The organism is Maribacter orientalis (genome assembly GCF_900109345.1).
GTDB classification, from domain to species: domain Bacteria; phylum Bacteroidota; class Bacteroidia; order Flavobacteriales; family Flavobacteriaceae; genus Maribacter; species Maribacter orientalis.
On the sequence record NZ_FNZN01000012.1, the window covers coordinates 65356 to 88381 of the forward strand.

Consider the following 23026-nt stretch of genomic DNA (forward strand, 5'->3'; position numbering starts at 1 on the left):
AGAAAATCCCGTATTTGTTATAAGTACTATAAACTATGATATAGTATTTTAAATTATACTAATTTAAAGGTCAATTAGACGAATAACCAAATTAAACCAAAACAAATGCGGGTCTTTTCTGCTGTATCAATTCTATTCTTAACTATCACTTTTATTTCCTGTGATGAAAGCACTCCCACCCTATTCCAAGTAGTACCCTCTTCTGAATCTGGAATCGAATTCAACAATACCATCATCGAAACCGACAGTTTTAATATACTCACTAGCGAATACATTTTTAATGGCGGTGGTGTTGCTGTAGGTGATTTTAATAACGATGGAAAGCCAGATATTTTTTTTAGTGGAAATCAAGTTCCCAATAAACTATACCTAAATCAAGGAGATTTTATATTTAAAGATGTTTCTAAAGAGTCTGGAATAGAAGCTTTGAATAAGTGGAATACAGGCATTGCCTTGGCAGATATTAATAACGACGGATATTTAGATATTTATGTTTGCTCTGCAATGCTTACAGAGGAGGACCAGAAAAAAAATATCCTATTTATTAATCAAGGGTTGAATGAAAATCAAATTCCTCAATTCATAAACAAGGCGAAAGAATTTGGAGTAGAGGAACCGGGTAATAGCATGGGAGCTACCTTTTTTGATTATGATAAAGATGGGCTTTTAGATTTATATGTTTTAAATAATGTAGATATACATATTCTCCCTGCTAATTATAGAACAAAAGTTACAGACGGCTCTTCGCTTAGTAATGATCGATTATATAAAAATAATGGTGATGGTACATTTAAAGACGTAACAATAGAAGCGGGTATAACTATAGAGGGATATGGTTTAGGTCTTGCAATTTCTGATCTTAATTATGATGGCTGGCCTGACATTTATATAAGTAATGACTATTTAACCAATGATATTCTATACATCAATAACCAAGATGGTACATTCACAAACAAAATAAAAGAGAACATTAAACATCAAAGTAAGTTCTCAATGGGAAATGATATTTCAGATTTTAATAATGATGGTTTTCTAGATATCATAACGTTAGATATGTTAGGCGAAACCAACCAACGGTTAAAAACCACTTTGTCAGGCCATAAGTATACAGAATACATCCTTAACGAGAGATATGATTATGAGTACCAGTATACTAGAAACATGCTTCAAAAAGGAAATGGAAATGGCGTACCCTACAGTGAGATTGGTCTAATGGCTGGTGTCGCTAAAACTGATTGGAGTTGGTCTCCCCTTTTTGCTGATATGGATAATGATGGTTTTAAAGACATACTCGTAACAAATGGTTTTCCTCGAGATATCACTGATTTAGACTTTGGAGATTTCAAATTTAATGTTAGTAGATACTTAACCCCTGCTCAGATTTTAGATTCCATTCCAAAGATTAAAATTCCTAATTACGCCTTTAAAAATAATAAGAATAACACGTTTACAGATATTAGTACAGCTTGGGGTATTGATATACCTTCTTTCTCCAATGGTTCTGCATTCGCAGATTTAGATAATGATGGTGATTTAGATTACATCGTGAATAATATCAACGATAAAGCCCTCTTATTTCGAAATACTATTGATGAGCAAAAGGAAGATAATCATAACTATTTAAACATTGAGCTGATTGGGCCTCCTACGAAATCACTGGTAGCTGGTGCCAAAATTGTCATTAGATTTTCAGATACTACTTTTCAATTTCAAGAACACCATACTTATAGAGGTTACATGTCTACAGTTCAAGACATTATACATTTTGGATTAGGAGATAAAAAACAGATTAGTTCTCTAGAAATTCTCTGGCCTGATGGAAAATATCAGAAAATATCAAATCTGGACGCCAACCAAAAAGTGTCTTTAAATTATTCTGATGCCTCAAACATCTCATTTATTGATATGACTTTTCCTTTAGCACCGAAGAAGAACAGTACTATTTTTAAGGAAGTTAGTAAAGCACTTGGTATTGAATATGTTCATGAAGAAAAAGACATTGTTGACTATAATTTACAACGTATAATACCACATAAATTCACTCAAAATGGTCCTTGCCTGGCCGTCGGTGATCTCAATGGCGATGGTACTGAAGATTTTATGATTGGTAGCTCTGCCAGTTTTTCACCTCAATTATTTTTACAGAATACAGAAGGTACTTTTAGTCAAAAACCTTTGTTCACCGATGAAGAAAACATGAAATATGAAGAAGAAAGCATTGCGTTTTTCGACTTGGAGAATGATGGTGATCTAGACCTATTTTTAGTTTCCGGAAGCAATGAATTCAATATTGATAATATTCAGTATACTGACAGGTTACTCTTAAATGATGGCCATGGTAATTTCACAATCTCTAAAGATAGAATGCCCGTTATTAGCGCAAGTGGATCCATCGTAAAAGCTACAGACTTTGACAAAGATGGTTTCACTGACCTATTTATTGGTGGTAGAACACCTTTTTTAAAATACCCAAAATCAGAAAAAAGTTTCTTATTAAAGAATGAAAATGGAGTATTAAAAGACGTTACAGATTCAATTGCACCAGAACTAAGGAACATAGGCATGATAACCGATGCATTATGGGCAGATATTGATTTAGATGGTAATGATGATTTGGTGATTACCGGCGAACTGATGCCCATAACCATATTTAAAAACAACGGAACTAGTTTTAAAAAAATAGACCATACAGGAGTTGAAAATCTTTTAGGATGGTGGGAAAGTATTATTAAAACAGATATAGATAATGATGGTGATATTGATTTTATAGTAGGTAATATAGGTGCGAACAATCTTTATCAACCCTCTAATGAAAGACCAGTAACTATTATTGCAAAAGATTTTGATAATAATGGCACTATAGACCCAGTGATGTTTGCTTATTTCAAGGATAGCTTTTTAAACCCCTCATATAAATCTTTCCCAGTAAATTTCTGGGGAGACCTAAATGGTCAAAGCCCCATTTTTAGAGCCAAATACAGCACCTTTAAATCTTATTCAAAAGCAACAATCTCAAATCTATTTAATAAAGATGAGCTAAAAGGTTCAACAAGATTGATTGGTAATTATGACAAAAGTATTATCATGGAAAATCTAGGTAATGGTTCATTTAAGTATAGTCCCCTACCTACAGACGTTCAAGTTTCACCAATTAATGGAATGGTAACATTAGATTATAATAATGACCAAAAAGAAGATATTTTATTAGTTGGCAACAATTATGGAAACGAAGTTTTTATTGGTAGATATGATGCTTTTAATGGTGGATTATTGAAAAATAACAGTAATGGAAACTATGAATTCATACCCACTTCAGAAAGTGGATTTTTAACTCCAGGGGATGCTAAAAGTATTATTACTGTTAACAGCGTAAAAAGTAATTATCCATACTTTATTGCTTCGCAAAACAGAGATTCTATTAGAGTATTCCAAAAGAGATAAGTAGTGTAATTTTAAGTGACTTAATTTTTCATTAAAGTACATTTCATTCTAAACTTAAGCGATAAGCAATTAAATTCTCTGCATCGGTTAAGTGTAATAACATTAATACATCTTGTAATCACCTTAAAATCAATATTCAACCGATTTTAACCTATTATCGTATTGAAAAGTTTCGGTGACAATTTCATTTTCCTACATTAATCACAAATCCCTAGAAAAAGACTCTTATAATTTAACCTATTTTTTAACGATAAACAAAACTAATTAGACCACAAATAGCATCGAACTAACGACTAATAACCAATACAAAATATTTAATAAATATTCTAGTTTATTGTTATAATTTTAAGTAATATTATAATAATATTATATATTCATTAACACTGTTCTGAATATATACTAATGAATAATTAACTAAACAACTACTTATTATGAATCAAAAACTAGATTTCAAATCTGTAAAATCCAAAGGACGGTTTTCTATCCTCATTAATGGATTTTTATTGATTTTAGCATGTATTTGCACCCAAAACATGGTCGCAAATGAAAAATTAGACATTATAGATGATGTTAATCTTAATTTGGCACAATCTACAGTTACAGGAACAATTTCAGATGAAACGGGGCCATTACCTGGCGCAAGTGTTTTGGTAAAAGGAACAACCAATGGAACACAAACTGATTTTGACGGAAATTATACTATAGAAGCTCCAGGTGATGCTACTTTGGTTATTAGCTACATTGGTTACAAAACGCAAGAGGTAGCGGTTGATGGAAACAATAACATCAACGTAATCTTAATAGAGGATGCCAGTAGATTAGACGAGGTGGTGGTTACAGGCTATGGCACTCAAGCCAAAAAAGATTTAACCGGTGCAGTTTCCGTCGTAGATGTTGATGAGCTTTTAGCTACACCTGCTACAACGTTTGCACAGCAATTACAAGGTAGAGCTGCTGGTGTAAGTATCATTAACGATGCAAGACCAGGTGGTGAAGCTACCGTTCGTATTCGTGGTTTTGGAACTGTGGGCAATAACGACCCACTATATATTATTGACGGCGTGCCAACACAGGCGCAGGCCAACTTAAACCCTAATGATATAGAATCAATGCAGATTCTTAAAGATGCTTCCGCTGCCTCTATTTATGGATCTAGAGCTGGTAACGGAGTTATTATTATTACCACTAAAAAAGGTAAAATGGGTGCTCCGAAAATTACATATGACACTTATTATGGTACACAGACAGCTGCTAATGATGTAGAAGCTTTGAATGCGCGTGAATTAGGGCAATATTTATATTTGGCCGATTTATATGCTGGTAAAACCCCTGGTCATGGACAGTATACCTTTGGCGCAAATGGAGAAGTGACTATACCAGATTATGTTTTTCCTAGTGGTGCAAATGAGGGCGATGCGGGTACTAGCGCAGACCTTTATGCTTTAGAAGAAGGGAATATTTATGCCATTACACGTTCAGCAGACACTAATTGGTGGAAAGCGGTTACACAATCGGCTCCAATACAAAGTCATAATATTAATGCATCTGGTGCAACTGAAAAAGCAAGGTATTCTTTTTCTTTAGGATATTTTTCAGCTGACTATATTACCAAATTCACCAGTTATGATAGAATTTCTTTACGTGCAAATACCGAATTCAAAGGCTTAAATGACAAGCTTACCATAGGAGAGAATTTTACAGCATCCTTTGACAATCAAAAAGGACAGTTTACCAATGATGAAGAGCAAAATGCTGTTTCCGCAGGGTATAAGCACCATCCATTATTACCTATTTATGACATAGCCGGTAACTTTGCAGGTAGTAGAGGTGCCAACTTAGGAAATAACTTTAATCCTTATGCCTCTTTAAAGAGAAATGAAGATGATAGAGTTTTCCGATTAAGATTATTAGGTAATGTTTTTACCAATTATGAAATCACACCTGAATTAAGTGTTAGGTCCAGTTTCGGTGTTGATGTACGAGGATTGAGACAAAGAGATTTAGGGCGACCTCAACCAGAATATGTAGAAGGTAACTTTATCAATAGTTCAAATGCAAGAGAAGAATATGAATATCAATGGACTTGGACAAATACTATAAATTATTCGAAGACCTTCAATGAGGTTCACAACTTTTCTGCTTATGTGGGTGTAGAGTCTATTCAACAATTTGAAGAGCGTTTTGGAGCCGGGCGTCAGCGTTTCGCATTCGAAACTGCCAACATTCTTAGTTATTTAGACTTAGGTAATGCAACTACAGCATCTAATTACGGTTATGTAGAACAAGATTATTCACTTTGGTCACAATTTGGAAAAATAAATTATGACTATGCAGGAAAATACCTTGCTGGGGTTACACTTCGTAATGATTCCTCTTCTAGATTTCAATCGGCAGCACGTAGTGCATTATTTCCTGCATTTAGTTTAGGTTGGAGAATGTCTGATGAGAATTTCTTAAAAGATGTTAGCTGGATAAATGATATGAAACTAAGATATGGTTGGGGAAAAACTGGTAACCAACAAATTGGGGACTACAACGCCTTTACCACGTTTCGTTCAGATATTGGCACAGGAGGCTATCCTATTGACGGTAATACAGGGTCACCTACAATAGGATTTTCAACCAGAGCTTTTGGTAACCCAAATGCAAAATGGGAAACTACAACTTCTAATAACATTGGTTTAGATTTAGTAATGTTCGACAACAAAGTTAATTTCAATTTAGATGTGTGGGATCGTGTTACTACAGATATGTTATTTCAAGTTCCTGTTACCTATACTGCAGGTCAAGCAGATGAGCCACGATTTAATGTAGGTGGAGTAACCAATAAAGGTATTGATATTAGTTTGGGCTACAGTGATAAAAAAGGTGATTTTGGATATAGCATTAATACGAACCTTTCGCAGTATACCAACAACGTTGATCAATTAAGCGAAAGCGCAGATACTAGATTTTTTGGAAATTCAAGAAGAGTACCGGCACTAACGGTCACTCAGGCAGGTTCCCCATTATCCTCCTTTTATGGATTCAAAACCGTAGGTATTTTTCAGTCGCAAGCTGAAGCAGATGCATGGCCAGAATATGGCGATTACAATGCTCCTGGTAAATTAAAGGTGGCAGATATTAATAATGACGGTGTAATAAATGATGATGACCGTACTGTAATTGGTAATCCTCATCCGGATTTTACCTATGGTATCAATCTAGACTTTTCATATAAGAACTTAGCGCTAAATATATTTGGTAATGGTTCTCAAGGTAATGACATTTATAACTACGTTCGTTATTTTGCAGATTTCAACACCTTTCAAGGAAACCGATCAAGAAGAGCGTTGTATAATGCTTGGCAACCGTCAAATCCAACTGCTCCTGTAAGCCAATGGGTTGCTGCAAATCCTAATGCTACAGTTCCAATTATGGATGCAAATGATCAAATTAGCAGTAGACCATCCTCTTATTTTATTGAAGATGGTAGTTTCTTTAGAATCAAGAATGTACAATTAACATATAGCTTTACCGATGAGGTACTTTCTAATATTGGTGGTATTTCTAGAGCATCGATATACATTCAAGGTCAAAACTTGGCTACGTTTACTAAATACACAGGTTTAAATCCTGAAGTTCAAACAGGGAACAATACAAACCTTGGTTATGACGGTGGGTTCTTACCAGTTTCAAGAACCTTCTTAATGGGTCTTAATATTACTTTAAACTAATTCAAATGCAAACAATACATATCATGAAAAAGAGAAAATTAATATTCACAGCATGTCTCACCGCACTGGTATTTATAACCGGGTGTAGTGATGAATTTTTGACACGTGAACCTCAAGGCAGTTTCAGTGAAGGAGATGTTGCAACCGCTGATGGGGTCGAAGGACTTCTTATTGGAGCTTATACAATGGTACCAGGTGGTGGCCTTGAAGGGCAAACTTGGCATAATGATATTCACAGTTGGGTTTTCAATATAGCTTCTGATGATGCCTTAAAGGGAACCGACGCAGGTGATCAACCAGAGCAATCATTTATTGAAGCGTACGATTTTCAATCGTTCAATATCCATATTAGAGATAAATGGAGAGGTCTTTACAAAGGTGTTGCAGCAACAAATATTGTTTTGACTACCCTAGCAGAAGTAGAGGATATTAGTGACGAAAGAAGAGCACAAATTACTGCCGAGGCAAGATTTCTTAGAGGTCTCTTCCATATGGAAGCTAGAAAAATGTGGAGAATGCCAACGTATATCAGTGATGAGAATTTTGCTCTTAACGATTTACAAAGCACAAAAATACCTAACGATAGGGAAATTTGGCCATTAATTGAGGCCGATTTAGCCGCAGCAGCAGCTGTTTTACCTGCAACCCAAGGAGATGTTGGAAGACCAACAAGTTGGGCAGCTAAAGCATTTTTAGGTAAAGCCAAAATATATCAAGGATTTGATGCCAATGGTAGCCCTAATCTTGCCAAAATGGGTGAGGCTAAAGTAATATTTGACGATATTATTAATAATGGTCCTTTTCAATTGATGGATAAATTTGAGGACAATTTTAAAGTAGCCACCCGTAACAATACAGAATCAATTTTTGAAGTTCAGTATGCTATTAGTAGCGCTGCAGATGGCGCATCTAATAGAGGTATCGGTTTAGCACACCCGTATACTGATCCATGGGGTTGCTGTGGATTTTATCAAGCTTCTCAGAACCTTGTAAATGCTTATAAAACTGAAGATGGATTACCTATGTTAGACACTTTCAATGATGCTAACGTTTCTTTTGATACAGATCCAGTTACCACATTGTCTACCTATACCGGTACATTAGATCCAAGATTAGATCATTCAGTTGGTCGCCCTGGAATATTATACAAAGGGTTTAAAATTTATCAAACGGATTTTGTACGTGATCTTTCATATGCCGGGCCATATTTCTCTATGAAGCACGTTGCTGAACCAGAAGCTTTTGGTCAAGGTGGTTGGGGAAACCTTTCTGCAAACAATTACAGAATCATGAGATTGGATATGATTTATTTATGGTTGGCCGAGGCCGAAGTTGAATTAGGTGATTTAGAAAGAGCCAGAACTTTGGTTAACGAAATTCGTACTAGAGCAGCTAACCCAGAAGGCTTTGTGCCATTAGCGACCCAAGGTACAGATCGTAACGACTTTACAATAGAAGCAGGCACACCTGCAGCAAATTATGATATCGCTACATACGATACTGCTTGGACAGATCCTGTAACTGCTAGAAAAGCAGTACGTTTTGAAACACGTTTAGAATTTGCTTTAGAAGGTCACAGATTCTTTGACTTACAGCGTTGGGGTATCGCTGCTGAAACACTTAATGCGTATATCGCCAGTGAATCTCAGCAAAGAATTTACTTACAAGGAAGGTCTTTTGTAGCTGGAAAAAATGAATTCTTCCCTATTCCGATAGAGGCAATCGATAGATCGGCAATTGAAGGTCAACCAACCATAACACAAGATCCTGCTTATTAAGAATTTAAGTTTGTTAATTATTTGTTAGTTGAAGAGAGGTTGAAATTTAATTTCATCCTCTCTTTTTTTACTTAAATATTTTACAACTATTCTAATTATAAATACCTATTAGGTGAGTTCTTATATAAACAGGTATTTCTTCGGAATCATTTTCCAACTTTAACTTCATTACCTCAGAAGGCACTAAAGGCATATGACAAGAAACACAATTCTGCTGGTTATCATGAATATGGTTCTCAGTTATACGATTAACTTTATTTGAATCGTGGCAAGTCAAACACTTCGAATTAAAAGTATTCATTTCTGCTCTTTGATTTTTATGAGGGTCGTGACACGTTAAACAGTCCATTTTTGGGGAGTTTACAAAACACTCACTCTCACTTAAAAGTCCCATTTGATTACCATGTACATCTAATTTTATTTTAGAATTTACATTTTTATAATTTTTTGAATACAGAGACAATGTGTCACCAGCTAGAAATGAAAAAGGATTACCTTTTACGTGTTGCCCCTGCAAGCCAGAGTGGCAAACTGCACAAGCATCAAGTCTTTGTTGTCTAGAATACGATTCATAGTTATCAACGAATTCACCCTTTATTGCTTCTGGATTTTTACGATGATAGATAACATGCTTTTCAGATGGCCCATGACAACGTTGACAGTCAATACCCAAAATCATTTTAGAACGGTCATAAGAATTTCCAATTCCAGATTCACTTTTATTCTTCGCAAAAGTTACGTGACATTTTAGACAATTATCATCAACCTTTCTGTTAAGTGAATAGTCTGGGAAATTTGGACTATTGACCCATGAACTAGTAGGTTGAAAATATGAGGCTTGTAACTGTATTAAATCCTCATCTTGCCAACTAAGATAGCTTTGACCCTTAACCCCAGAGCCAACGACAATATCTATCTTAGATTTAGTTGTACTGACGTCTCCAAACTTTGGTTGTGATACCTGAAAATATTCATTATTTTCCTCTAACATTTTAAGTTTAACTCCTTTTAAATTCAATTCATTAGAATCTACCTTAAAACTCCCTTTAATATGTTCCTTTTCTGCAGTTGATGATGTATTAAAATGTGCGGTTTTTATATGAGAATTGTAAATATCTGCATGACATTCCATGCAAGTTTCTGAGGCTACAAAATTAGAACCGTTGTAATGTGTAGCTATAATTTCGGGCTCAATATATTTTGAGGTTTTAATTGAATTATTAAAATACCAAATTCCATATATCAGCAATAAGCTTAGAATTAAAAAAATGATGTATTTTAAATTAATCTTATTGTTCATACCATTTAAAGCTACTACTCTTTTAATTCTTGATTCATAAACCAATCATATAATGCCTCAGTTTCATATGCTTTGACCCATGCACTATGCCCTACATTCGGGTACTTTGTAAATATAACCTCATAGCCCATTTCCTGAAGCTTAGCAACCATTGTTTCAGATTCTTCAATAGGAATCGACTTATCTTTTTCGCCATGAAAAACCCAAATAGGCATTTGCTTATTGATCCATGATGCATAAGGTAAAGGTGTCATTCCGCAAACTACCGCCATAGCTGCAAATGTTTCTGGATATTGCACGGCCATTTCCCAAGCTGCTCCACCACCTCTACTTAAACCCGTTAAGTAAATTCTATTTTCATCGACGCGATTCGCTCCGACAATAGAATCTAATAATTGTTTAACAGCTCTAGTATTCCACCATTTTTTCGCATTAGGGTTTTGCGGTGCGAGTATTAAAAATGGAAATTTTTTCCCCTGAACAATTAATTTTGGAGGACCATTTCGCTTAACCGTAATTAAACTATCCCCAGATTCACCACCACCGTGTAGAAACAATAGAATCGGAAACTTCTTATCAGGCTCTTCAAGGTAATCTTCGGGGTAATATAGGTAATAGGCAAGATTCTCCTTTACATTGGTTTCCATTTCTGAATCTACGAGAACGGGCTTCACTTGAGAAGCACAACTCTGAAAAATAACCACTAAAATAAAATAGAAAATATACTTCATCAACGATAGCTCTGTTTGTCTATCAAATGTACCTAAAAAGGATTGTTTTTAAAGTGTAATACAATTTGAGCTTTCAATTTTAGACTACCAATTCTATTAAAAGCGAAAGGAGATACAATTCGTATCTCCTTTTTTGTAATTAACTATGTTTATCTATACAAAGTAAAATGACCTACGTATCGTATTTCATTACTATTGGCATTTACAACATACCAGTAATCTCCTGTGGGCACTTCTTTACCTTCATAAGTACCATCCCAACCGCTTACTTCATCTAAGATAGCTACTACCCTACCATAACGGTCGTAAATTTTAACATTTACACCAGCAAAGAGTTCTCTGTTTTTAGGAGACCATATGTCGTTTAAATTATCACCATCGGGCGTAAAGAAATTAGGAAACTCTAACATGCCTGTAAATTCGAAAGGTACGCTTAGCTCTAAAACACATCCCCTAGCATCAACTACCCTAACATTGACCATACCACTTTCATTGGTAGTAAATGTTGTTTCTTCACCATAAGATTCTCCATTGAAGAAAAATTCATAGTCACCATAACCACCTGCAGCAAAAGCTACCACCTCATTAGGTCCGGTTTTATCTACAACCAAACTTAAAGGCTCGTAACCGTCAATACTGAACTCTACACTATTTGTACAACCATTTTCATGATAAATATACACGATATGATCACCAGCGGGTAAATCTCCCCATACGTACTGGTCCGTAGCATTAGCGGTAATAGCATCCGTGGGATCTATTGGATCAAGAGCAAACATTAACTCAGACAACAAGTTATTATGTGCCAATTGTATCGTTGTTGTACTGGTTGGAAAAATACCCTCACAACCATATTGAACCTGTGGTTCTGCCGTTAAGTCAACTCCGATATCTATGGTAAACAGTTCTGAAGCCGTACACAGATTAACATCTTGAATGTAAATAACATAAGAGGCACCTCCTTGTAAATTTTCAATAATTTCACCTGTATAAGGTGCAAATGTAGCCGTACCCGTTTCATCTACAGGATCAACCATTTCAATTTTATACTCAAAGTAAGGAGTAGGAATTACCGTTACATCATTAAACGGAGTACCACCGATAACATCAAAAACTACAGTACCATTATTAGCACCAATACATAGCTCTGGAGTGGTCTCAATATTTATAACCTGTATCTGATTAGGTTCTTCTACAGTAATAAAATCCTTTTCAAAACAACCATTGTCATCTTTTATCAAAATCTCGTAAGTACCAGCAGCAAGTTCATCAAAAGTATAGGTTCCAGGATTATCGGAATCACTAAAGAACTCATTAAAATTAGGTGCGATAGCAAATTGAATCAATCCTTCACCACCTGCACTTACAGAAACAGTTATAGTACCGTCTTCTTCTCCATTACAAGTAACATTGGTTGGTATAGCATCAAAAATAATAGGATCGGGTCTAATAATTTCAAAAGGACCGGCAATATCCATACACGTGGCGCCACTGGTTACAGCAATGTAATATGAGGTTCCCTCAGGAAGTCCTTCAAATGTTCCATTATCTTGGGGACCTCTAATAACCGTTGCCGTTGAAGCAGGGTTAAAGGCATCTACCGGGTCTCCTTCATACAGATAAAATAAATCTTCACCCACACCACCGTTTACAAATGACTCAATTCTACCGTCTAATTCAGAAGCACAAGAAATATCATCTGGCAAATTCGGTAATAAAGTAATGCCTGTCGCATTGGTCATGGTAATACCATTAGAGCGTATTGCTGGACAAGCTCCTGCAGAGTTCACCTTTCTTACATCAAATTGATATGTTATTCCCTCAACACCTGAAATAGTAACTGAATTTCCAGTCATAGGTATATATGTTCCAAGAGTTACTCCATTTTCTACCCTCAAGTATTCATAAGTAAATAATGGGTCCGGATTTTCAACGGTCATTCTCATTTCTCCGTCGCCTCCACAACCAGGAACCCTTGTCTGTACTAATACAGGTTGAATTGGTGGTGGTGGATCCACGAAATAAGCATCGGTTACAAATGAACATCCAAAACTAGAAGATACCTCTATTGCATACCAACCAGAACTGATAAACCCACCACTGTCACCAATGAAAGTAGGAGTATTTTGCAATCCACTTTCAGATATTATATCCGTGTTATTATTACTATTCAAGTATAATAAAGTGTAATTATAACCAGCACCTGCAAAACCGCCACTTGCACCAGCTATAGCTGTAATTTCATCCCCAGAAGTTACGTCATACGCTTCTAGAACTGCATTATTACCATTAGGGCAGTCAAGACTTTGTGGCTCTCTAATACCAGCAATAATTTGTGGAACCTCTGCCAATTCTATTTCAAATGTATTTGTACAGCCTTCAATATCTCTAATCTCTACCTCATAGAACCCAAAAGATAGACCCGTAAATTCGCTATCACTTGAGAATGGAGCAATTTCAGTAGTATAACTAGAACCGCTATCGGTACTCATTAACAACCTAAATTCATAAGGTGTAGTATCCCAACCACCAGCTCCTGTTGCATTTATTTCGCCAGTATCATTGGTACAACTTACATTACCTATAGATTCAGCGGTTACTTGAAGTGGACCGTTCGGAGTTCTAATATTGGCAACATTACTTGTCGCAGAACAAAACGGCATACCTGTTGAAACGATATCTACTATTAAGTTACCTCCTGGCAAGTTTTCTATACGAGCTTCATCGCCATTAACATCAGGATAATTATTAGTATCAAAACTACCTGAAGCCAAAAGAGTAGATTTTGTAACATCGCTAGCTTCATAAACTGCATAATCAAAAGCACCTGTGTAATTACCTACAGTTATGAATAACGCCCCATCATTGCCTGGCACTGCACAACTTACAGGCTTGGCCTCACTGATCAATACAGTAGGAGCTTCCGGTGTATTCACCGTATGCACTGGCATAGGGTATGTACAACCCACAGCATTATCCGTTATTTCAAATAAATAATCACCTACATCAGGTAAGTAAACATCAACGTAATTATTACCTGGAGAATTAGTATAAGAAGGAACGGAAGAAACCGATACTGTATTCACAGTAAAATCATTAGTTCCACTAACTTGTATACGAACTCGTTCGTCATCTCTACAGTTTAAAATATCGACTTCAATAATGGTTGGAACAACATCTGTTGGCGGATTAATAGTCGGCACATCAAAAGTCGTTTGGCAACCATTGCCATCTATTGCGTACACCGTAATGTCTTGCGCAGAACCATTATCTATTATTTCAAAAGTATTACCAGTTTGATAGTTTGAAAAACCTGTAATGCTATATTGATATCCAGAACCTACAGTACCTGCATTAACAATACCCACAGTTATAATAGTTGAACTATATCTATTAGCACCTGGTTCGCAAGCAAAGTCTGGAGCACTAGCGGTAATACTAAAATCTAGCGGATTCTCTATAGTATGCACTGCAGATAAAACTTCACAATTACGAGCTGTCACTACTTGAACTTGATAATTACCAGCAGGCAACCCAGCGAATGACCCTGTTGTATTTCTATCTTGTTCAGTCGACGTTGTAAGGTTATTTAAAATATAAGTTATAGGAGTATCTTGCGAAGTAAAAGGAACTAGTGCATTTGCAGGACCCACTACAACTTCTATAGAGCCATCATTTTCATCTCTACAGCTAATATCAATTGCTTCTTCTGAAATGATTACCGGTTGTGCGGCTTGATTTAAAATAATATTTGAAACCGTAGTTTCACAAAATCCAGAACCATCATTTACAACACGGTCTGTAATTAAAACTTCATAATTACCCGGAGCTAACCCAATGAATAAAGGATCATTTATTTGAGTAACTGGTCCTACGGCAACGGAATTGTAATCAGTTCCAGTAAGCACATAACTGAAATCACCACTACCTCCGTTTGTACTTATACGTATTTCTCCATCTGCATCATTACAGGTACTATCCGTCTCAAAATCACCTGTTGCAGATAAAAAGTCATAAACAATAGCGGTACCTTGGCTTGTACAACCATTCGCATCGACCACATCAACCACGTAATCTCCAGGACTGCTTACTGTATACGTATATTCCCAATTCGACCCTACTATTAATGGTAATTGCTCATCACCGCCCAACGTAAATCGAGGCGTGTTTACCGAACTCGGCACTCGAACTGTAATATCAAAAGCTGTTGACGTCGGATCACATTGATTTACAACGGTAAAATCTGGAACCGGTAAATCTGGCTGTAATAAAATAACCGTTGCGATGTCGAATGAAGTACATCCAGAAATATCTCTAACGTACACATCATAGTCACCTTCTGGTGCAACAAAAGTTGTTTCAATCGTGTAATCAGCTGGGTATGTTGGTATCATACCATTATCCATAAAAGCAAATTCATAAGGTCCACCTGAACCACCACGCCCTTGAACAGTTATTTGTCCTAATGCATTACAATTTGCGGGTACTTCAGATAAGATATCTATACTAGGCAAATTCTGATTTATAATTACTGCCGCCGCATCTGTACACGTATCGGTCAAATTGGTAACTAGAATTTGATATTCACCTGGTAATTCAGGATATGTATCATTATAAGGTATCGCTGTAGTTGTCACAGAATTTTGAAGTATAGTACTAGAACCATCCTCATTATTTATTAATTCTATTCGTAAATTATCACCAATACTGTAGCCTGTTATTTCATATGCTATCTCACCATTTCTATTAACATCACAAGCTCCAGGAGTAGAATTGGCCGTAACGTTTAATGTCGAAGGGCCATCTAAAGGAGGTATTTCTTGCTCATAGGTACAATTGGTAACCACATCTAAAACAACAACAGTGTATGCTACACCATACTGGATACCGTCATTGGTATTACTAAAAGTATGGTCGTTTGTGGTTGGTATGTCATTTAGATTACCAAAAGTCGGATTATCTAATAATCTAATCTGGTATGAACCTGATCCACCACTAACACTTACTGCGTAGGTAAAGGTACTGTCATCACAATCTAAAGGTGCTGGAGGTGGTATCGGGGTAATTACCACTTCGTTAGAAGTAATAGTTACCGTATCAATATCTGTACATCCATTAGCATCGATTGTTATAATGGTATAATTACCTGTAACAAGATTAGAATCTAAAATTTGCAACGGCAAAGAAGAAGGGTCTACATTTTCCCGACGAGTTACCTCAACACCTGTATTATCTTCAATTATAAAATCAAAATTAGGAGTTCCATCAGAAACGGCATCTACACTTATACCGCCACTAACAGGACCACTACCACCACATACAGCTGGTACTTCGGTAATGGTTGCGTCTGGAGGTAACGTAGTATCCAAAATAATATCAAAAGTATCCACAACTGTTTCACAACCTCTTGCATCTCTAACGATATACGAATAAGTTCCTACAGTCAAGTTTGAAAAAACTGTTTGGGTTCCCCAACCTCCTCCATTAAAATTGACTTCGTAAGGTGGTACTCCACTGGTTGCATCAGGTATAATTGTAACAGCACCATTATTAGTCGAGCTACAACTTACTGGTCTGGCAACATAAGAAGCTGCTGCAATATTCTGAGGCGGATTTAATGTAATCGAAACAGAGTTTGCAACACAACCACTACTTGTGGTATTATTATCGGTTATTCTAAAAACGTAATCACCAGGAACTGCTGTAGAATATAAGAAATCGTCAGATATTAGTGGAATCGCCGCTCCAAAAGTAGTACCTCCATCAGCACTTACTTCATATTGTTTTGGTCCTGCTCCAGAAGTATATCCTCCATTAACGATTACTCTAATTTGACCAGGTGCTCCACCACAAGGTATTTCAGCATCTATACTAGTATTAACCCTTAATTGAGGTTCTATTGTAACAGGAATACTGTCAGAACAATCATTTCCATCGACAACTTCAATGGTATAATTTCCAGGAGCAAGTCCTGAGAAAGATGCACTCGCCTGTAAGGTTCCTCCGTTAATTCTATATTGATGCGTACCTAGAGCTGCCGTACCTGCAGTTGAGTTTACCGATACCGTAGCACCTACTCCTGCCACAAAACAAAAATCAGATGCTGGTCCGTCTAAAGAAACAGCCGGAGCATCAATAGGGTTTAAATCAAAAGTAAAAGTATCTGTACAACCTTCAGCATCTTCTACAGATAAGGTATAGGTTCCGACAGCAGAAAGATTACTAAAAGTTCTTCCTGATTTTGGACCAATTTGTGGTCCCGTTGGGGGTGTTAACGTATATCTATATGCTCCCCATCCTCCTATTGCTGTTGCTCTAACAGCACCTAAATTACCATTCGCACAACTCATTGGCGTAACAACACTAGTAGATAAGTCTAAAATCGGAGCATCTTGAATATCGAAAGAGGCAGTATCTGTACAACCAGTATCGGCATCCGTTATGGTAATAGTATATGTACCCGCACCAGATAATGGAAGAACTACTTCAGTATCACTCTGAGGACCACCTGTAAATAAGCCCCCATTTATATCATATGTATAATTATTCGCAAATCCGTCGACAATAAAAGTTCCGGTACCATCAGTAGCACCGTTACAAACTCTTAAATCGCCACCCGACTTTACACGAACACGAATTGAACTCAAAACAATAGGTCTAAAACCTTCTGTATAGGTACAACCATTAACATCCGTAATTTGAAAAATATAGGCTTGAGATGTTAATAGCCCAGTGAAAGTGTCATTAGTACCATTATCAAAATATGCCGGACTAATTATTTCATACCTGTTGATGGCTGCATTGCTGGTTGGAGTCAACTGAACATCTGAAGTCCCTGCTGAACAACTAATATTACTTTGAACAAAATCTATATTGGTAGGGGGATCTACATCTAAAATTTCTATAGAAGTAAGTTCTAAGCGACATCCACCCGCATCACGTATAATTGGTGTATAAGTACCTGCGGATAAGTCTGTATATGAAGTTGTTGCTGAAAAGTTTACACCATCAATACTAAAAACGTAACCACTACCCGATCCTCCTGAGAAAGGACCTACAAAATCTATTTGTCCTCCATTAGTTACTGAACCTGCACAAGTAACATTTGAAACTTTATTGGCAGAACCCGTTATTGAACCTACCGTAATTACTGTAACAGAAGGTAAATCAAGTGTGCATTCAAATCCGCCTTGTTGGTATCTTACTTCAATATCATTATACGTACCTGCCGCAACGGAAATCTGTGGTGTACTGACCCATGGCTCAGAAGTGTTCTCTCTAAAAGATATATTATAACCTCTACCATTATTTATGGTGAAGTCTAATTTTGCACCTCCATTACTACAAGTACCATCAATACCAGCAACTGTTATATCTGGTGGCAAAAGTGTTTCTACATCAGAAGAAGCATTAATAGTACAACCATTGCTATCGGTTATAACAAAATCATATGTACCATCTGTTGTTACCGTATAGATTGTTGTTCCTGAATCTGTAGAAGCATTACCAAAAGATGGTTGTATTGGTCCTCCATTAACCGTAAAAATATAAGGAGCAGATCCACCTGTTGTATTTAAAATAATATCTACACTAGAAATATTAGAACAACCAAAACTACTATTCACCTCAGTAGAGGCATCTAGAGCCGAAGCGCCAGCACCTATGGTTAGAGGATTGCCGCTTGTATCTACATTTTGCCTTGGAGGGTTGATTCCATTTAAAGGGTCTCCTGTACATTGTTGTGTTTCTACCTGAACGGTATACGTACCAAAACCTACAGCAGAAAATGTATAAGGATTAGTAGATACAAAGGCGGTAAATTCTTGGGCTACACCGCTAGAATTTAATAACGTATATTTATAAGGACCCGGAACGTTTGATGCTGTTACCGTAATACTACCCGTATCTCCACTACATAGTGCATCTGTAAAAGTAGCAGAAATTTCAATCTCCTTCTCTTCAATTATCACAGGTTCATAAGGGTACTCACATGTGTTTGCCGTATTTTTTAATCTAGCTTTAATATTATATGTTCCTGGTGCCAAATTTGAGAATATTGGACCTTGCCAAGCACTGAAACCACTACCGCTGTCCATACTAAACTCATATGCACTAGATAAGTTCGTAATTTGAATTCTACCTGCTACACCACAGATATAATCATTTTTTACAACAGTTTGTGTAATGGTACTTTTCTTAACTTTAAAGTAATACGTTTGCCCGTCTGCAATAACCCTGTATTCTGCACCAGAGGTAGAAGGAACAGTACTTGCATCTAACGCAAATGTTTGACCTCCTGATACTTGTGTATAACAAGAACCTGTATTGGGGCACTCTGTATTTACATCTGGACTACATGATCCACCTAAAATCTGCCATGAAACAGAGCTATATGTTCCACCTGATAAACTTATGATGCGATCATCATAATCACCACAAAGGTTAAAGCGCGCAATTGTAAATCCGTTATCGTCACAGTTTTCTGTGTCATCCGCTCCAACAATAATAGTTGCAAACATTGCTGAAGTTGCTAAGTTGGCCTTACGCACAATGGTAACTTCTTTTTCTAAAGTGGATTGATTTTTGGTAGAAACCGAAACTGCCGTTTCGATTACATGGGCCACCTCCTCAAATAGGGTACTTACCCTAGAGTTGGCAATTGCCGTAGTACCGATTACTGAAATAACAATCAGAAAAAGCACATACAGCATAAACCGCTGTTTTTTTGGTAGCATAGGTTAAGTTTCGTTTTTAAGAACAATAGCGATTTGGGATCTTTATCGTTCTTTGGTGTAATTTTTTATACTTATATCTTATCTTTAAATAATCAAATGTCCTTTAATATATTTCTAACGTATCAATATGAAAAATAGTATCATCTTTTATCTTTTATTCGCTATAACGCTTAATTTTTCTTGCGCACAAAATGCTGAAAATAAGGTGAATACACCTAAAAACGATAATTTTAAAGCAGAGTTGTTCGTCGATGACCTACAGATTCCATGGGGGTTCACCTTCCTTCCTGATAAAAGTATTTTAATAACCGAAAAAGAAGGAAAATTGATACATTTTTCTAATGGAAAAAAATCGATAATCGGTAATATTCCAGAAGTTTACCAACGTGGGCAAGGCGGACTTTTAGATATAGAATTGCATCCTAATTATGAAAAAAATGGATGGATTTATTTCACTTATGCATCAGCTGAAGGCGATGAAAAAGGAGGACACACAGCTCTTATGAGAGCCAAACTCAAAAATAATTCTTTAACAAATAAAGAACTGCTTTACAAAGCAGTGCCAAATACAACAAAAGGTCAACATTTTGGGTCAAGAATTGCTTTTGATAACGAGGGTTTTGTTTACTTTTCTATAGGTGAGCGTGGAGATAGAGACATAAACCCTCAAGATATTAAAAGAGACGGTGGAAAAATTTATCGTTTATACGATGATGGACGAATTCCTGAAGACAATCCGTTTGTTGGTGTTGAAGGTGCAAAAACTGCTATTTATAGTTATGGACACCGTAATCCTCAAGGTTTAATTAAACATCCTGAGACTGGTGAAATTTGGGACAATGAACATGGCCCAAGAGGTGGCGATGAAATAAATATTATAAAAAAAGGTGCTAATTATGGTTGGCCATTGGTAACCTATGGGATTAACTATGGGGGAACCCCTATTACAGACAAAACAGAAATGATGGGCATGGAACAACCTATTCATTATTGGGTACCTTCTATAGCGCCCAGTGGCATGGCATATGTTACTTCTGATAAGTATACCGACTGGAAAGGCAGTTTGTTAGTTGGCTCTTTGGCCTTTCAATATTTAGAGAGATTGGTTTTAGACGGTAACAAAGTTATTGCACGTGAAAAATTAATGGATGGCCTTGGAAGGGTCCGCGCCGTAAAGCAGGGTCCCGATGGTTTAATTTATGTGGCCGTTGAAGGGAAAGGAATTTATAAATTAATCCCCGTAAAATAACTATTCAATGAAATTGATATTTCCTCTGTTTGCCTTAATTCTATTTACTTTAGGGTTTTCATTGCACCAAGAACCAGAACTTAAAGAAAGCATAAAAAGAGGAAGTGAAATTTATTCCGATTTCTGTGTTAACTGCCATATGGATAATGGTGAAGGAGTACCATATAGTTTTCCTCCATTAGTAGCTTCTGACTTTCTAATTAAAAATAGAGTAGCTTCTATACATGCTGTAAAATTTGGCTTACAGGGAGAAATCATTGTAAATGGAATTACCTATAATAACTCAATGACCTCATTTGGTTTAGAAGATGATGAGATTGCGGATGTCATGAATTTTGTGATGAATTCCTGGGGCAACAAACAAACCAAAATGGTTACCATAGAAGAGGTACAAGCAATTAATAATTAAACTAATCAAAATACCTTGAAAATTATCCCCTACCCGCTTCTACAGCCAATTTCACGGATCCATATTTTTTAAGCAATTTTTCAGCATCTAAATATTCAATGCCAAGATCCTCCATAATATAACGGGTACCACGGTCTACTAACTTATCATTACTAAGTTGCATGTTCACCATTTTGTTTCCCTTAACTCTACCAATTTTTATCATCAAGGCGGTAGAAATCATATTTAAAACAAGCTTTTGAGATGTCCCACTTTTCATTCTAGTGCTACCCGTTAAAAACTCAGGACCAACATTAATTTCTATAGGGATGTCTGCTATTCTTGCGATTGGAGCACCAGGATTATTTGTAATTGCAGCAGTAAGTATTCCGTTCTTTTTAGCATCTTCCAATCCACCAACAACATAGGGCGTACTGCCGGAAGCAGCAATACCAACAACTACATCATTCTTAGTAATACCATGAGCCATTAAATCTACCCACGCTTGTTTGGCAGCATCTTCTGCATTTTCAACTGCTTTTCTTATAGCTATATCTCCGCCAGCAATTAATCCGATTACACGTTCATGTGGCATACCAAAAGTCGGCGGAATTTCCGATGCATCTAAAATCCCCAAACGACCACTAGTACCCGCGCCGATGTAAAACAACCTACCACCCATTTCAAAACGTTTCGTCAATTCATCTACCAATTTGGTCACTTGAGGTATAGTTTTCTTTACTGCAGACGCAACCTTTTGATCTTCCTCATTCATTTTTTGCAGAATGGTCTTGGTATCCATCAATTCCAAATTCTCATGATTAGATGGGGTTTCTGTAATTTTCTTATAATCCATATAATTATATGATTTTTATATCGTGATTTTTAAAAGGCTTCAGCAGTTTGTCTTCAGGTTTCAATTCGGTTATCATTGTATTAATAGAATTGATATCACATGTTTTATAGCGATGCTGAGAATTTAACTTCTCAGAAATAGACAATAAAACCGTTTTCTTAGATGCTTTTATAACTGCTTTCTTAATTTGAACTATATCCCAATCAAACTCTGTTAGCCCATAAATAGCATCTACATAACCAGTACCTATAAAACTATAATCGAACCGTACTTCCGAAAGGTGATGAATTGCATTAGCCCCAATAGATATTTGTGCTTCCTTTGAAATTTGACCTCCTATCGAAATTACATTGATATTCGCCTTATGAGATAATACCATCGCAACAGGCAAACTAATGGTGAAGCAAGTTAAATTTAAATTTTCAGGAATAATACGTGCAAGTTCCATACAAGTTGTACCTCCATCTATAAATATAACCGCCCCATCTCTCAACATACCAACAGCTTTTACTGCTATAGCTGCCTTCTCTTCTATTTTATAAATATTGGTATTTCTAGCACTATTGGTCATATAACCCATAGAAATAGCGCCACCATGAACTTTCCGTAATTTATTATCAGCGTCGAGTTCTTTCACATCACGCCTTATGGTATCAATAGATACGTCTAATGCTTCAGCTATATCTGTTATTAAAATTCTATTATGAAGATCTACCTCATTTAAAATTGTTTGTTGACGCTCCTCTTTAAGCATGAATTTGCTACCTTTTAGTGATACTATGAACAAATATAGCAATTTTATTCTCTTGCTGTTTTATGTCGTCAATGTAAT

At 36.3% G+C, this 23026-nt stretch carries 10 protein-coding genes; 5 read left to right on the top strand and 5 right to left on the bottom strand.

Going from position 1 to position 23026, the window contains the following annotated elements; genetic code table 11:
* The first annotated feature begins 105 nt into the window (after positions 1-105).
* The 3 genes from BMY56_RS17365 (at position 106) to BMY56_RS17375 (ending at position 8935) form a co-directional block, all read left to right on the top strand.
* Positions 106-3441, top strand: coding sequence for a VCBS repeat-containing protein (locus BMY56_RS17365; RefSeq protein ID WP_091627237.1), 3336 nt, complete (start codon positions 106-108; stop codon positions 3439-3441).
* Positions 3442-3872: 431 nt separating this feature from the next.
* On the top strand, positions 3873-7157 hold the full coding sequence (locus BMY56_RS17370; protein WP_245737276.1) for a SusC/RagA family TonB-linked outer membrane protein: 3285 nt from the start codon (positions 3873-3875) through the stop codon (positions 7155-7157).
* A gap of 23 nt (positions 7158-7180) precedes the next feature.
* On the top strand, positions 7181-8935 hold the full coding sequence (locus BMY56_RS17375; protein ID WP_218144579.1) for a RagB/SusD family nutrient uptake outer membrane protein: 1755 nt from the start codon (positions 7181-7183) through the stop codon (positions 8933-8935).
* A gap of 91 nt (positions 8936-9026) precedes the next feature.
* Here the strand turns inward: BMY56_RS17375 and BMY56_RS17380 are convergent, their stop codons facing one another.
* The 3 genes from BMY56_RS17380 to BMY56_RS17390 all read right to left on the bottom strand — a co-directional run bounded on the left by BMY56_RS17380 (position 9027) and on the right by BMY56_RS17390 (position 19701).
* Positions 9027-10235 carry a multiheme c-type cytochrome gene (locus BMY56_RS17380; RefSeq protein ID WP_143057842.1) on the bottom strand — a complete coding sequence of 403 codons (1209 nt, stop codon included), beginning with the start codon at positions 10233-10235 and terminating at the stop codon, positions 9027-9029.
* A gap of 14 nt (positions 10236-10249) precedes the next feature.
* Positions 10250-10966, bottom strand: a complete 717-nt coding sequence (locus BMY56_RS17385; RefSeq protein ID WP_091627247.1) for a carboxylesterase family protein — start codon at positions 10964-10966, stop codon at positions 10250-10252.
* Between the two features lie 149 nt (positions 10967-11115).
* Entirely contained in the window at positions 11116-19701 is an 8586-nt protein-coding gene (locus tag BMY56_RS17390) for a T9SS type B sorting domain-containing protein (RefSeq protein ID WP_091627250.1), read from the bottom strand.
* A 127-nt stretch (positions 19702-19828) separates the two neighbouring features.
* Between BMY56_RS17390 and BMY56_RS17395 the strand changes: the two genes are divergently transcribed.
* Complete coding sequence (locus BMY56_RS17395; RefSeq protein WP_091627254.1) at positions 19829-20950, top strand: PQQ-dependent sugar dehydrogenase; 1122 nt, start codon at positions 19829-19831, stop codon at positions 20948-20950.
* Positions 20951-20957: 7 nt separating this feature from the next.
* Positions 20958-21359 (top strand): c-type cytochrome, encoded by a 402-nt coding sequence (locus BMY56_RS17400; protein ID WP_091627256.1) that lies wholly within the window; start codon positions 20958-20960, stop codon positions 21357-21359.
* A gap of 22 nt (positions 21360-21381) precedes the next feature.
* Here BMY56_RS17400 and murQ read toward each other — a convergent pair whose 3' ends face one another.
* Both murQ and BMY56_RS17410 read right to left on the bottom strand, forming a co-directional pair.
* Positions 21382-22194: an N-acetylmuramic acid 6-phosphate etherase gene (gene murQ, locus BMY56_RS17405; RefSeq protein WP_091627259.1), complete on the bottom strand. Its 813-nt coding sequence runs from the start codon at positions 22192-22194 to the stop codon at positions 21382-21384.
* A 4-nt stretch (positions 22195-22198) separates the two neighbouring features.
* Positions 22199-22981, bottom strand: coding sequence for a DeoR/GlpR family DNA-binding transcription regulator (locus BMY56_RS17410; protein WP_317040642.1), 783 nt, complete (start codon positions 22979-22981; stop codon positions 22199-22201).
* Positions 22982-23026 lie beyond the last annotated feature (45 nt).

What these genes read in the sequence shown, in the direction of transcription:
- BMY56_RS17365 (WP_091627237.1), top strand. Translation starts at nt 106, where the DNA reads ATGCGGGTCTTTTCTGCTGTATCAATTCTATTCTTAACTATCACTTTT.
- BMY56_RS17370 (WP_245737276.1), top strand. Translation starts at nt 3,873, where the DNA reads ATGAATCAAAAACTAGATTTCAAATCTGTAAAATCCAAAGGACGGTTT.
- BMY56_RS17375 (WP_218144579.1), top strand. Translation starts at nt 7,181, where the DNA reads ATGAAAAAGAGAAAATTAATATTCACAGCATGTCTCACCGCACTGGTA.
- BMY56_RS17380 (WP_143057842.1), bottom strand. Translation starts at nt 10,235, where the DNA reads ATGAACAATAAGATTAATTTAAAATACATCATTTTTTTAATTCTAAGC.
- BMY56_RS17385 (WP_091627247.1), bottom strand. Translation starts at nt 10,966, where the DNA reads ATGAAGTATATTTTCTATTTTATTTTAGTGGTTATTTTTCAGAGTTGT.
- BMY56_RS17390 (WP_091627250.1), bottom strand. Translation starts at nt 19,701, where the DNA reads ATGCTACCAAAAAAACAGCGGTTTATGCTGTATGTGCTTTTTCTGATT.
- BMY56_RS17395 (WP_091627254.1), top strand. Translation starts at nt 19,829, where the DNA reads ATGAAAAATAGTATCATCTTTTATCTTTTATTCGCTATAACGCTTAAT.
- BMY56_RS17400 (WP_091627256.1), top strand. Translation starts at nt 20,958, where the DNA reads ATGAAATTGATATTTCCTCTGTTTGCCTTAATTCTATTTACTTTAGGG.
- murQ (WP_091627259.1), bottom strand. Translation starts at nt 22,194, where the DNA reads ATGGATTATAAGAAAATTACAGAAACCCCATCTAATCATGAGAATTTG.